12 protein-coding genes and 1 other annotated feature are annotated in these 14,154 nt (G+C 36.0%); of the genes, 2 read left to right on the top strand and 10 right to left on the bottom strand.

Annotated features, from left to right (window positions below):
* Positions 1-285: 285 nt before the first annotated feature.
* The 8 genes from ACHUFV_RS25305 to ACHUFV_RS25270 all read right to left on the bottom strand — a co-directional run bounded on the left by ACHUFV_RS25305 (position 286) and on the right by ACHUFV_RS25270 (position 12,080).
* Positions 286-2,403 carry an ATP-dependent Clp protease ATP-binding subunit gene (locus ACHUFV_RS25305; RefSeq protein WP_394239105.1) on the bottom strand — a complete coding sequence of 706 codons (2,118 nt, stop codon included), beginning with the start codon at positions 2,401-2,403 and terminating at the stop codon, positions 286-288.
* A 244-nt stretch (positions 2,404-2,647) separates the two neighbouring features.
* Positions 2,648-3,001 carry a YerC/YecD family TrpR-related protein gene (locus ACHUFV_RS25300; protein WP_394239103.1) on the bottom strand — a complete coding sequence of 118 codons (354 nt, stop codon included), beginning with the start codon at positions 2,999-3,001 and terminating at the stop codon, positions 2,648-2,650.
* A gap of 282 nt (positions 3,002-3,283) precedes the next feature.
* A complete protein-coding gene (gene nhaC, locus ACHUFV_RS25295) occupies positions 3,284-4,672 on the bottom strand; it encodes a Na+/H+ antiporter NhaC (protein ID WP_394239101.1) in 1,389 nt (462 codons plus the stop codon).
* Between the two features lie 418 nt (positions 4,673-5,090).
* Positions 5,091-6,989: a tyrosine decarboxylase gene (gene tdc / locus ACHUFV_RS25290; protein WP_394239099.1), complete on the bottom strand. Its 1,899-nt coding sequence runs from the start codon at positions 6,987-6,989 to the stop codon at positions 5,091-5,093.
* 45 nt (positions 6,990-7,034) lie between these two features.
* Positions 7,035-8,477, bottom strand: coding sequence for a tyrosine-tyramine antiporter (gene tyrP / locus ACHUFV_RS25285; protein ID WP_394239097.1), 1,443 nt, complete (start codon positions 8,475-8,477; stop codon positions 7,035-7,037).
* Positions 8,478-9,138: 661 nt separating this feature from the next.
* Positions 9,139-9,819: a protein rep gene (locus ACHUFV_RS25280; RefSeq protein WP_394239095.1), complete on the bottom strand. Its 681-nt coding sequence runs from the start codon at positions 9,817-9,819 to the stop codon at positions 9,139-9,141.
* 41 nt (positions 9,820-9,860) lie between these two features.
* A complete protein-coding gene (gene tyrS, locus ACHUFV_RS25275) occupies positions 9,861-11,126 on the bottom strand; it encodes a tyrosine--tRNA ligase (RefSeq protein ID WP_394239093.1) in 1,266 nt (421 codons plus the stop codon).
* 66 nt (positions 11,127-11,192) lie between these two features.
* Positions 11,193-11,409: a binding site (T-box leader), on the bottom strand.
* A gap of 449 nt (positions 11,410-11,858) precedes the next feature.
* Positions 11,859-12,080 carry a hypothetical protein gene (locus tag ACHUFV_RS25270; RefSeq protein ID WP_394239091.1) on the bottom strand — a complete coding sequence of 74 codons (222 nt, stop codon included), beginning with the start codon at positions 12,078-12,080 and terminating at the stop codon, positions 11,859-11,861.
* A 303-nt stretch (positions 12,081-12,383) separates the two neighbouring features.
* On the opposite strand from ACHUFV_RS25270, the gene ACHUFV_RS25265 reads away from it, so the two are divergent.
* Positions 12,384-12,611, top strand: coding sequence for a hypothetical protein (locus tag ACHUFV_RS25265; protein ID WP_394239090.1), 228 nt, complete (start codon positions 12,384-12,386; stop codon positions 12,609-12,611).
* Between the two features lie 66 nt (positions 12,612-12,677).
* Here the strand turns inward: ACHUFV_RS25265 and ACHUFV_RS25260 are convergent, their stop codons facing one another.
* Positions 12,678-13,175 carry a DoxX family protein gene (locus ACHUFV_RS25260; protein WP_394239203.1) on the bottom strand — a complete coding sequence of 166 codons (498 nt, stop codon included), beginning with the start codon at positions 13,173-13,175 and terminating at the stop codon, positions 12,678-12,680.
* A 269-nt stretch (positions 13,176-13,444) separates the two neighbouring features.
* Between ACHUFV_RS25260 and ACHUFV_RS25255 the strand changes: the two genes are divergently transcribed.
* On the top strand, positions 13,445-13,711 hold the full coding sequence (locus ACHUFV_RS25255; protein WP_394239089.1) for a hypothetical protein: 267 nt from the start codon (positions 13,445-13,447) through the stop codon (positions 13,709-13,711).
* A gap of 190 nt (positions 13,712-13,901) precedes the next feature.
* On the opposite strand, the gene ACHUFV_RS25250 is transcribed toward ACHUFV_RS25255, so the two are convergent.
* Positions 13,902-14,030 (bottom strand): hypothetical protein, encoded by a 129-nt coding sequence (locus ACHUFV_RS25250; RefSeq protein ID WP_394239087.1) that lies wholly within the window; start codon positions 14,028-14,030, stop codon positions 13,902-13,904.
* Positions 14,031-14,154: the final 124 nt, after the last annotated feature.

Below are 14,154 nucleotides of genomic sequence, written 5' to 3'. Positions count from 1 at the left end.
CCTTATTTCTAAATAGGAATATGTTAATTATGAAAGCACACCATCCCAAATATATGCTACCCATTTGATGTAGTTTTACTCCACTATATGCTGAGTGGTAGATTTCTAATTTCTCTTACTAGGTTGTACCTATACCGGACTGTTATTGGAAAGAATAGGTTTACGATCAATCCTTTAAAATATAACATTACATAAATCCCCAACCATAATGAATAAGAGAAACCCCACTCATTTGAAAAGTGGGGTTTCTCAACTAGGTGAAATGATTTATGAAGACCTCTATCCTTATGCTACAAGAATGTTATTGTCTTCTACTGATACAGTGATTTCAGTTAGGTTTTCTCTATTAATGATTAAAGAAGTGATTTTATCTTCAATTTGTTCTTGGATGACGCGTCGAAGTGGTCGAGCACCAAATACGCTGCTATAACCTAGTTCCGCAATCTTTTCTTTTGCTTCCTGATCCATTTCAATGGAAATCCCTTGTTCTTCTAATGTCTCTTTAAGCTCTACAATCATAATATCGATAATTTTCACAAGGTTCACTTTTTGTAGATGATTAAACTCAATAATCGAATCGATACGGTTTAAGAATTCGGGCTTAAAGGAATTTCCGATTTTGTCGATCATAGTTGATTCTATTTCTTTCTGTTCGTTGCCTCCAAAACCAATTGGCCCTAATTGTTTGCTGTCAACACCCGCATTGGAAGTCATGATAATAATCGTTTCAGTAAAGCTCACGACTCTTCCTTGACTATCCGTTAACCTGCCATCTTCCATGATTTGAAGAAACATATTTTGGACATCTGGGTGTGCTTTTTCTATTTCATCAAGCAGAATAATGGAATAGGGATTTCTACGAACTTGTTCCGTTAACTGACCCGCTTCCTCATGTCCAACATAGCCAGGAGGTGAACCAATGAGCTTAGACACCGAATGCTTTTCCATATATTCACTCATATCTAAGCGAATCATCGCCTCTTTACTGCCGAATAATTCTGCTGCAAGAGTTTTCGTTAACTCCGTTTTACCTGTACCCGTTGGACCTAAGAATAAGAATGAAGCGGTCGGACGTGTTTTAGATTTTAATCCTACGCTTGCCCTTAAGATGGCATTAGAAACTTTTTCAATTGCTTTATCCTGACCAATAATTTTACTTGATAGTCTCTCTTTCAAGTCTTTCATTTTTTGCTGTTCTGCTTTTTGTAGCTTTTGTACAGGGATTCCAGTACTTTTTTCAACAATCTCTTGAATCATTTCTACGGTAATATCCTTCGTTATGTCCTCTGAGTAATCAGATAATATCTCTTTTATATCTCTCTCCTCATCGCGAAGAATCGCCGCTTTTTCGAAATGCTCTAATTTCGCTGCTTGTTGCTTTTCTTCAGCAATTTCTTTTAAGCGCTGTTTTAAATAGTTAACATCCAGCCCACCGTGAGCAAGGTTTAGCATGGCACCAGCCTCATCCATTAAATCAATGGCCTTATCTGGTAAAAAACGATCTTGAATATATCGTTTTGCTAGTGTGACACATGCTTTTAAGACATCATCTGAATACGTCACATCGTGATACTTTTCATAGGCTGGACGAATTCCTTTTAAAATATCAATCGCTTCATCAACAGTCGGCTCTTTCACAATCACCGATTGGAAGCGGCGCTCAAGTGCTGGATCTTTTTCAATCATGCGATATTCCTTCATCGTTGTTGCTCCAACGACTTGGATATCACCGCGCGCTAACGCTGGCTTCAATATATTCCCTGCATCCATTGAACCGTTAGACGTACCTCCAGCACCGACCAGCATGTGCAATTCATCAATGAACAGAATGACATTCTCACGTTCTTGTAATTCCTCTACAAGATCCAACATGTTTTCTTCAAATTGTCCTCTGTAAGCTGTATCTGCTACAAGTGAACTAATGTCTAGCAAATAGACTTCTTTCTTTCTGAGTTTAGCAGGTACTTTGCCTTGGACGATTTGAAGGGCAAGGCCTTCAATAATCGCGGTTTTCCCTACACCTGCTTCACCAATTAAGACCGGATTATTTTTTGAACGACGGTTTAGGATCTGAAGGACACGTTCAATTTCTTTATCCCTGCCGATAACGCTATCAATTCGCCCTTCTCTTGCTTCATTCGTCAAGTTCCGTCCATGTTGATCAAGAAAGCCGTCTGTTTCACGATATTTTGGCTGGTTTACATGGACATATTGCTCGGACTGACTGCCATCGGTGTCCATTTGGTTGAACATTTGGTTATCAAAATCAACGGAACCATTTTGGAATTTTTGTATAGCAATTTCATAGCATTCTTCACACAAATTAACTTGGCTTTGACTCTGATCAAATGATATTTTCAACTTATAACTCGCCTGCGTTGTTTGACAGTTTTCACAGATCATCTTTCAATCCTCCCTTTGACCTTGACTAATTTTAACTATAAATATATGAAAAAGAGCCACTTCTTCTAGTAGGCCCGGTGAATACTTTATTAAGTTTTTATCTATTATATTGCACTTTTTATGGCATTTCTACAGGGAATGGTTGGGTGTGTATCCAGCCTAGGAAACATTCCTCCGCCATACTTTCGGAAAATGATTCGTTAGCTCGGATGGTCACAGTGACGTAAAAAAATCTCTCCAAATATTAATTTGAAGAGATTGCCTCATACACATGTTCAAAGGTGGTTTCACTTTGTGATTCCTGTTTCGCTGCTTGCATTCTATCAAAAACAACATCATACATGTTGTTTCCATGATATAAAGATCGTTTTACTCTGGAAATGGTTGCTGCACTTGCGCCAATGCCTTCCTCGATTTCCTGATAGGTTTTGTTATAATATAAAGCCTTTGCTACTTTAAATCTTTGAAACATTGTATTCATTTCTTTCACCGTACATAAATCATCAAAGAATTTATAGCATTCTTCTACTGTTTTCAATATTAAAAGAGATTCAAAGAACTCATCCAAGTCTTCTCCACGAATTTGATCGATTAGCATACGCTACCCCCACTTTTATAGAGTACTGCTGAGAAATATATTTCTGTCATTTATAACCGTCTCCTATAGAAAGTATTTCCAAACATCATGGAAGAATTACATAGATTAAATACAATAAAACCGAGAATAATCGTTTGGTCATCTTATAAAAAGAACATACTAATTATAGCGCTATATCAATATAACAAAACTATACAATATTATACAATTTATGACATGTTCTCCTTAAAAGCAATAGTCGCTGAGCATTAACCTATAAAGGAAACTAACGCAACTGCATCATTAACCGGCCTTTCTGTATTCTTTTAGTTCCTGTTCCTTTCTCTTACCCATATAACCTAAGAATATATGAATAATAGGCACAGACAATGAAAAGATTGTAAATGGTAGATAATGTAGAGTCGATACACCTAGTGTACCCGCAATAAATACGCCGCTTACCCCCCATGGAACCAACGGATTCACAGCAGCTCCGGCATTTGCTAAGATTCCGGAAAGATTTTTCGTATCTAAATTGATGGCTTCGTATTGTGACTTGAAGGCTTTACCTGGAAGAATAATCGATAAATATTGCTCTCCTAAGAGGATATTTACGCCGATAGAGCTCAATCCAGTCATAAAAATCAAATTACCTTTCGCACTTACCATATTGGAGATTTTCGCAATAAGCTTCTCAATAATCTTAAGCTCTACTAATAATCCACCCAAAGCCAATGCTAATAGAATAAGAGATACAGACCACATCATACTTTGCATACCACCACGAGTCAATAATTCATCTACTGTTGGCACACCTGTGTTTGAAATGTAACCATCCTGCATGTAGGTGGCAATCTGAGCAAAGCTTGTAGACGGTTGATAGAAATAAATAACCCCAATGGTAACAGTAACACTGAGCAATAAGGTTGGAATCGCAGGTACTTTCTTTGCTGCACATAGAAATAAAACCAAAACTGGAATTAATGTTAACGCTGAAACATTGAAGGACGAATGAAGCGTTTGTATCAATTCATCGATTTCACTTCCGGCCGCCCCTGTCTCTCCAAATCCGATCATCGCAAAAAAGATAAGTGAAATAATAAATGCTGGAATAATTGTTTTCATCATGCTTCGAATATGCTCAAACAAATCCACCTCGGCAATAGCAGAAGCCAAGTTGGCAGTATCTGACAATGGGGATATATTGTTTCCTAAATATGCACCTGAAACAATTGCCCCAGTCGTTAATGCCGCATCAAACCCCATCATCTGGCCCATGCCCAATAAGGCAATCCCTACTGTTGAAATCGTAGTAAAAGAGCTTCCTACGGTTATTCCTACTAATGCACAAATGACAAAAACAGATGGTAAGAAGAATTTTATTGATAACACTTTAAATCCATAAATCATGATTGTTGGAATGGTTCCCGCGGCAATCCAGACACTTACAAGAATACCGATTAACATAAATATTAGAATTGGAATCAATCCTGGTATAATTCCATTTGAGATGCCATCATGTATAGTATCCCAAGAAAAGCCCTTTACCTTTGCAAATACAACCACAATTCCAATAGCGATTAATATAGGGATTTGAGGAGGTAAACCTAAGCCAATAATGCATGCTCCGATAATGGCTAATAATACGACCAATAGAAAGATGCTTTCCTTTAAGCTTACATCTTTTTTCATTGTTGTATGCTCCTTATGAATGAATATGTAAAGATTCTTTTTCTATCATTATGATTAATCGATAAGTATCTACTTTACTAAGAAATGAATAACCCATAGCAAGTTTCCGATATACGGAAATGCCTAAATCATACTAGGGCATAGCCCTACTCCAGGATTTGGTTCCGATAAGAATGTTATGCCCTACTATATGTAAGTTAAAAAAGAGGTACGATTGTATTTCGAATTGACTAAGTTAGGGAAAAGTCAATTCAATCTATAAAACTACCTTTCTTTCAGCATCAAAACAGATCAGTAACCTTTCACTTTGTACCAATATTTGCTTGCCACTCCGGGGAAAGAGTGGCAAACACTTTAAAATCTGGACCAGACTTTGAATCTGACTCTCTATCTTTATTTACGTAAATATGTTATAATTTTACATGACTAATGCGGCAACTTTTTCTTCTACTTCTGCTTCCATTTCGCTATAAATGGCTTCTAATTTTGCTTGAATGGCCTTTTCGATTGCATGTGCATAATCTTCAAATACATTTTTGTCATGTGCGTAAGGGGAAAGCGCACATGCGCGTAATACTGTAATTTTGCCTGCATAATACCATTCACGTTCGCTAAATCCGAGTCCCTTTACAAATGGAAGTGGACTGTTGCCGTAATCTGGGATTGCAAAATCTGTATGTGAAGTAATGAATTCATTGCTATACAGTCCACCCTTCACATATGAAGCTTGTTCGAAAAAGCTATGGTTTAATTTGTTCATTTTCTCTAAATTTGTATTTCCAACTTCATTAAAGACATAATCAACCATATTAAAATCTGGTCTTGTTAACGGGTGAATACGTACGGTTTTTTCGCCTACTTTAAATTCCTTATTATATAAGAAATGGTAGAAGCGATACGCACCTTCAATACTTGCACCGATTAATTTACCATAACCTGTTACATTAAGTGGTAATACTCTATGGGCAGTCCAAACTGCTGCTGCTGTAGCACCCGCTTTAGAACCCTCTAACATATATGCCCCTAATAATGCCGGAATATTTGCACCTTTTTCAAATACATATGTTGCAAAGTAAGAGATCGCATCACGCATTCTAATGTCCTTAATCACAATACCGCCTGCAGCATAGGGAATATATCCCATTTTATGAGGGTCAATTGTAATGGATTCCGCTTGGTTCATGGCTTTAAATGAATCATAAATTTCTTTTGTTAACCATTCGCAAGGCTCACTAAAGATATTGTATTTTGCGTATACGTCCTCTATTTCTTCCCAAGGAATAAATTCATTATTTTCATCCAAGAAAATGGAGCGAGCATAACCACCATAAGCAGCATCAACGTGAATATAGAAATAGATGCCCTCGTTCGAAAGTTTTTCACGAAGTTCAACTATTTGATCAATCCTGTCAACTTGACCTTCCTCTGTTGTTCCTACTACCCCTACTACACCAAGAACAGGAATTTCTTGTGCTGCAAGTTCACGAATCTTTGCTTCTAGTTTATTAATATCCATACGATAGTTGTCATCAACATCGATTTGTTCTACACAATCAAGACCAACACCGATAATATCAGCAGCTTTTGGCCAAGAATAGTGCTTTGTTTGTGGTATTAACCATTTTCCTAATTTATGTAGGTTTTTTCCGCTTCGTGCTGAATGTGCTTTGATTTCATCCATTTTATCAGGTATTTGATCAAGAATATCTAAGATTTCTTTTGTTGGCATATTCAATAGTTCCCACTCTGATTTACCAGCAACACAATAAGGAGCTACTTCTTTAATGGCAAGTGGTAATGATTTAATATTACGCGCATACCATAATCCCTCTATATTTGCTATTGAACCATCTGCGCAAATATGTCCCCAGCTTCTGCCTTTTTCATAGCTCATAAGTTGAGCAAATTCATGACCAACCTCTTCTTCCATTTGTGAAGTACCTGGTGAGGATTCGTATGCTACGTTGTTTCCATTCCATAACATGGCTGCTGTATAAGCAATGATGGACGGCATTAAGGTTTCTGAATTCATGTGGCCCCAAAAACGACCTGCTGAATGCCATGGTAAGGAGTTTGCCCGTAATTTAGAAGATAATAAATCAAACACATGGCGCATATGATCAGCTGTTTCTTGATATGTCTTTTTACTTTTATCTTTCGGTGTAATTACAGGTAAATCTTGTGGCATATAATTTTGTCTCCAGCCAACATGCTCATCTACCATTTTTAATAATAGCTCTTTAAAAAGCGCTGTGTTTTCCCCTTTAGTTCCCAGGAATAACGCCTTTAAGTCAACATCAGGCATTTCGTATTTCATGATCCATTCCTCCATTACTTTATTATTCTATTAATTAATTTAAAATTAATTAGCCTGCTTTAAATACTCAAATTCTTGTTCTTCTTCTTTCTTCCACTCTGGTTTCTTCAATTTATTTATGATAAGAGCTATCCCAATCATAACTATTGTTGCAATCACTTGGAATGCAATGTAACCAAAGGATTGACTAGGTTTTAGAATAGATGGAGGAATTAAACTTACTCCGATCGTCAGCACGATACTAGCCATGGAAAACATAGAGACAAACCACATTAATCCATTTCCCTTTTGACCCAATCTAAATGGTCTTTTTAGTTTAGGCGCTGTATATCTTAATCGGATAGCTGAAATGGCAATTAAAGCATAGACAACACAGTATAAGATGGTGGTTGTGATAGTAATAATTAAGAATGCACTATTAATATCTGGAACTACTACATATAAGAAGGAAACTAATGAAATAACAATCGCTTGAATCATGACAAAGGTAATCGGAATATCCTTTTTCGTTCTTTTTTGAAAGAACCTTGGTAGGTTACCTTCATCTGCTACTTTAATCATTGATTTACTTGGTCCAAGTACCCATGCACTTAGCTGTACAAGCACACCAATTAGGATCATGGCAGAAATGATGTTAACAAAGATCGTTGGAATCCCTAAGTTTTCACAGAAAATTAGGTAAGGCTGAGTAATATTAGCTAACTCAATCTTTCCAACCGGTACTGCATTTGACACGGTTAGACCAGCGATTGTATTAAAAATAACGAGTAGAACAACAGATGCGATAACAGCGATAGGATAATTACGCTTTGGATTACTAATATTATTTGCATGCACAGATGAAATCTCTACACCGGCAAAAATAAAGATGATTCCAGATAAATAAGTTATACTTCCTAAATCTTTAAAATTTGGTACCAAATCACTTGCTTTAAAATGGCCTAAGTAGCTATTGGGTTGGATTCCATTTTTAATCATATAAATGACACCAAAAATGACTAGGAGGAAAAATGGAATATAGACTCCAATCACAGCTCCCCAGTTACCAGCGACTTTTACCATATCAAACTTAAGATTTAGTAATGTTACACCCCAGTATGCTATTAAAATAGCAGCAAATATAAACAGGTTGTTTGAAGATAATTCTGGTTTATTAATTACGTATCCGAAGAGGACACCAACAGTTGAAGCAACCATTACCATTCCGAAGAACATTTGGACCCATAATAACCAAGAGGTAACGAATCCCCATTTTTCTCCAAGGGCATGTTTAACCCAAACCTGTGGGCCGCCTTCTTCCGGAAATCCTGTTGAGAGCTCTGCTGACATTAATGCAATCGGTAATGCAAATGCTACTGCCGCAATCAGCATATAAAAAATTTGCGTCCACCCTGTAATAGCTAATGTCGGTACACTTCTAACCGTACCAAAGAACGCCATTGTAATACCAATTAACCCAAAGAGAGTTAATTTGTTTGTCTTAGCCATTCAGATTTTCCCTTCTTCCCGTATAATTTTCAACATTTAACCATAATCCTTTCTTGATTCAATTAAGCGTTTACCAAATTGCAGATTCTAACTTTCTCCTTTCCTAAGAAATATTAATTATCTTATAAGAATAAATCCTTCTATTCTGAATCGAATTAGACTGAAAATATTCATAAAATAATCATTTAACGCTTTCAAATCCCTCAATTGAAACAGTGGATTATTTTGTAAAATATTGATTTACGGGCTTAGTTTACTCTCGATATTTTGTTTTGTCAACATCTCCAAAAACATTGGTTTATTAATGTTTTTGACGAAAATATGAAAACTTATTATTCAACACTTTGAACGTTTTACCCTTTTACCGATTGAAGCATCAAACAATTTATCTCCAAAAGATGGATTTATTTTTATTCATAGTTATAAATAAAAATTCACCAAATTTTCGATTCTGCAATATCAAATTCTCAATTATATCCTGATTTGTATAAATCCTCTGAATAATTTAATTACGATAGACTTTCATTAGATCATCATCTCAAATGCATACAAGGGCAAACTATGTTGATTTTGTTTTGGGATTTTCATCTGTCATCAATTTTAATGAACAATTAAAAAAGAAGAATGAATTTTTCACTCTTCTTTTTTAAATAATATAATCCTATTTATAATGTGTGGATTCATCTTCTCGTAGGCCAAGATGCCAGTCTAACATATGGAAAAACGCCTCATTTGCGATTGGATCCTTTATGCATGATTTATCCAATTTTTGATTATAACTATTATCGTTTATCAATTGATCTGAGATACTTTTGAGGATTTTGCTATACCCGATTAATCTCCTAGGCGTAATGATTCGGTTATTTTGGTTAACATATGCTTCCTCTTGTTCACGGAAATTTAACAATTTCTCTGAGATATCTTCTCGTTTATGCTCTTTTCCATGTAATACTTTAACTTTTACAATCAAACCACTCTCTATTCCAACTGCTCTTTGCCATAATAAAAGCCATTTCTCATGCTTGATATAGTATTTCCCTTGAAAATAACTTTTTATTGTCGGCAGCAATATACGAATAATTGGATGATATAGCTTTCCCTTTTTCATAATATCTAACATTCTAAAATACCCAAGACCAACCTGCTGAAGTGCTTTATACTTAAACAAACGATTTAAGCCGATCAACATCCTGTCTAAGATCTGATTTAATTCTCCTTCAGGTACATTTTCAATGCCAAGGTCGATCAATAACCAATTTACTTCATGTTGTTTATTTACTACACTAATGACTTGATGATTAAAATAGGCAAGCTCTAAAGATCTTTCCCTTAGTTGAAACATCCTTTATACTCTCTCTTTCGCTTGTATTGAGCTATAGAGCGTTAATCTTCCAATTTCACAAGGCTGTAATTCTTTTTACCTTTACGAATGATGATAAATTTTCCATCAAATGAATTTTCAATTGATACAACTTCATTGACATCCGTTACCTTTTCACCATTCATTGATATAGCTCCATTAGTAATATCTTCTCGTGCTTGTCGTTTAGAAGGTTCAATTCCTAGCTCTACAAGCCAATCAACAATATTTTTTGTATCCTTTGAAGCTAGAAATGTTGGCATATGCTTAAATCCATCCTCAATTTCATCAGCAGTTAAACCTCTAACATCTCCACTAAATAAGGCTTCTGTAATTTTTAATGCTTGCTTTAGTGCCTGTTCACCATGAACAAATTTCGTCATCTCTTCAGCAAGCGTTCTTTGTGCTTCTCGTTTATGTGGCTCTGTTTGAACCTTCACTTCTAATTCATCTATTCGATCTTTTGTTAGGAAGGTAAAGAATTTCAGGTACCTAATAACATCACGATCATCTGTGTTCATCCAGAATTGGAAAAATTCAAATGGCGTTGTTTTCTTTCCATCTAACCAGATAGCACCACCAGCTGTTTTACCAAATTTTGTACCATCTGATTTTAAAAGCAATGGAATAGTTAAACCAAAGACCTTCGCTTCAGGCCCTTCCTTTCGCCGAATGAGGTCAATACCACTTGTGATATTTCCCCATTGGTCGCTGCCGCCAATTTGAAGTCGAACTCCCTCATTTTTGAACAAGTGATGGAAGTCCAATGATTGTAGAATCTGGTATGAAAATTCTGTAAATGAAATCCCTGAATCAAGTCTGCTAGAGACGATATCCTTCGCCAGCATATTATTAATGCTGAAGTGTTTCCCGTAATCTCGTAAAAACTCTACAATGTTTATTTTATGTATCCAATCGTGGTTATTCACCATTTTGACATTATTACTTCCAGCAGCGAAGCCAAAAAGCTTTTGCATTTGTGCTGTTAACGCATCGACATTTTGCTGCACTTGCTCCATTGTTTGCAATTGTCTCTCTGTTTGTCTTCCACTCGGGTCACCTATTGTTCCTGTCGCCCCGCCTATTAATATGACTGGGTGATGTCCCGCTAGTTGGAATCTTTTCATCATCATAAATGGGATCAAATGTCCAATATGCATACTATCACCGGTTGGATCAACACCACAGTATAAGGAGATTTCCTCTTCTTCTACTAGCTTCCGTAACCCTTCTGCATCTGTTTGTTGATTGATTGCCCCACGCCATTCTAATTCATCAATGATATTCATTCTTCTCAGCTCCTTTTAATATTTTTATATAAATAAAAAAATCGCCCCTATATCTAAATTTATAGATATAGGGACGATTTTACATCGCGGTACCACCCATTTTGCATAAATAGAACAAACCTATTCATACCACTTTTAGCAATAGTATCGATTGCCAATCCGCTTAGCATTACCTAAGATACTCCAAAGTGTAATTCACAGGTTGTTTGTGCTGGGTTCCAGCAACCCCCAACTTTCTTGGAAACAGTGACAAACTGCTACTAATCTCTTTCATCGTAATCCATATTTGATTGAAATTAATTATATTGAAATAAAAAATAACTGTCAATGGGAATTGGAAAAATTTTTAAATATTTTCTATTTATTACCTTAAATATTTTTAAAATTTATCAGACCATATTAGTAAACTTTATGGTGAATGTGTGGTTTGTCTTTACTTGTTTGCCAGAATAGCATGATAAATAATATATTTGTTATATCTGAGATATAGCATCTTTAATGCTTATGAGGGTTTTAACTTAAATAAAGGTATTATGTACATAGGAGTACGGGAGGGTCCAATCATTATATCTTGAAAATAGAAGCTGGGATAGGGAATTTTTTGAGTATAATAGTATATTACTTTTACAGAGATACGACCATCACTATCGGCCTTTACCCTTCATTGCTGTAGCAATTATATAAATTGTGGAACATTTTGTGAAACAAGATTATGCGCGGTATTTAGGGACGTCACGAATAATGCACACGTCCAATTTCTTTATCCCTGCCGATGACGCGCCCTTCTCTTACTTCATTCGTCAAGTTCCGTCCATATTGATCTAGAAAGCAATCAGCCTCACGATACTTTGGCTGGTTAACATTGACGTTTTGCTCGAACTGGCTGCCATCTGAGTCCAATTGATTGAACATTTGGTTATCAAAATTCACAGAAAAGTTATTTTCCAATTCCATTTCATAGCATTCTATACACAAACTAATTTTGACTATAAAGATATGAAAAAGGCCCGGTGAATACTCTATTAAGTTTTTATCTATTATATTGCACTTTTTATGGCGTTTCTACAGGGAATGGTTAGGTGTGTATCCAGCCTTGTATGAAATACCTCCATGGGCTCCTTTACTTGGCTCAATCTTCACTTAATACAAACTAGACCGCGGGACCTGTCCCCTGCCTCGCCTTTTTTTTGTTCTAAAATGTAATTTCATAGAAAAATAATGATTCTTACTATATATTATAGTAAAAGGGGGGATAAGATGGTTCGTATGACAGTTGCTGGTATCGGGGGGTTTTTCCTTGTTTTTATTGAGGCATATATTGTCTTAATGGTAACAGGCTACCACTCCATCGATTTTGATGGTATCCGCCCATTTGTTTCTATTTGGTCCATGAACTTTTTCCTTCTGTTTTCCATTTTCACTAGTATGAAACCTTGGATTGCTGAAAGAATGTTAAAAAATCAGGAAACTTCGCAAATAAAATAGACCGATTTTGATTTGTGCCAAAAAGCCTTAGTCCTTTGTTGAAAGGAATAAGGCTTTTATTTAAGTTTATCTTTTTGAAGGTACTGCAACATCATTCCCTTTCTTGTTCATGATTTGACGTACAGAAGGTAGAACCCAACGATCCAATCCATATTTCCCTGCATTGGCACCAGCTACAAGTATGAATACGATGATTAACGCCATTAAGGCATTAGGATTTGCTACTCCTGAAAAAAGGAAAGAAAAGTTCATCACTACTCCAAAAAAGGCGGCTGCTGTTGTTAAGCATCCCAAGATTAATCCAAGGCCAACTAACACTTCACCCCATGGAACTAGTATATTAAAAAGATCGATATTAGGAAGTGCAACACCTTCTAGGAAAGAAGCCCACCAGCCCTCTACTCCTGGATTCTTAATCGCACCTTGAAGGAAACCAGAAGCATCAAATCCACCACCGCTAACCTTTTCCCATCCATGACTTAAAAAGGTATAACCTACATATAATCTAAGTAAAACAAGTATGATAGCCGATACATTGCTTTCTCTTAACCATTTAACCATAATTTCCACTCCCTCATTACTATTTACTTTACAATTAGATTGTACTACTTTATCCTTAATTAAAAATATTTTAACTAAATATTTAACTGTTTCGAAATACCTTTTTGACAATTTTATTAAATATAGATTTTGTCTATTGATTTCTTGATTATCAAATTAATTTTATTGGTATTTTTCAAATGAATATACAATAAACTCTCAATAGAACAGCTAGACGGACAAGTTAGTCTTATATAAGATATAGAAAATTTGAATGAATAGGAGGAGACTGGTTGAGCAAAGGCGATAAAATAATTAGAAATACAATCAAAAGAGCAGAAAAGGATTTAGCCAATGCGCGGAAACAGCAAACGTATGTTTTTTGGATATGCGTCATTTTGACGATTTATTTAGTGTTTAGCTTGATTGCATACCATCACATCCTTTATTTGATCCTAATCCCGGTTGCCTGGACAGCGTATTTTCTAAAGGTCGGATCAGACAAATGGTATCGTAGAATCATTGAAGAGAGAAAAAACAAGTTCAAAGATCATTTGTAACCATTGTGCAGCTGAAATGCAGCACCAATGAACAGGATACGTGGGGACGATTCTCACTTTTTTTAAATAAATGGTATACAAGGATTATTTGTTGAAATGCCGGGACGTCTCTGTTGTATAACTCTCGAAACGCGGGGAATCCTCCCCATATTTCCTGTTCAGCCGCTCGGTTTCGTCCGTTAGAATCATTTTATAAAACATTTCCTCTGCCCAGCTGCTTTGTTTCGTCCTTTAGAAGCTTTAACGAACGTGCGTCTGTTAACACCTCAATCACAGGTAATAACCAAACTAAGGAATCCGTCCCCCTAGCCCATTCCACTATACAACATTCCGAGGAACATCCTGTGAAACAAGATTTTTCGGGGAGTGCCAGCGTATAATGGCAAATAAGTCAAACACCATTTTTTAGGTAAAAGAGACCGACCTTAAGCATAGCCCTTCCA

It is taken from the genome of Niallia oryzisoli (assembly GCF_043641075.1).
Classification (GTDB): domain Bacteria; phylum Bacillota; class Bacilli; order Bacillales; family Cytobacillaceae; genus Bacillus_BD; species Bacillus_BD oryzisoli_A.
This window is presented reverse-complemented; position numbering and strand designations above follow the sequence as displayed.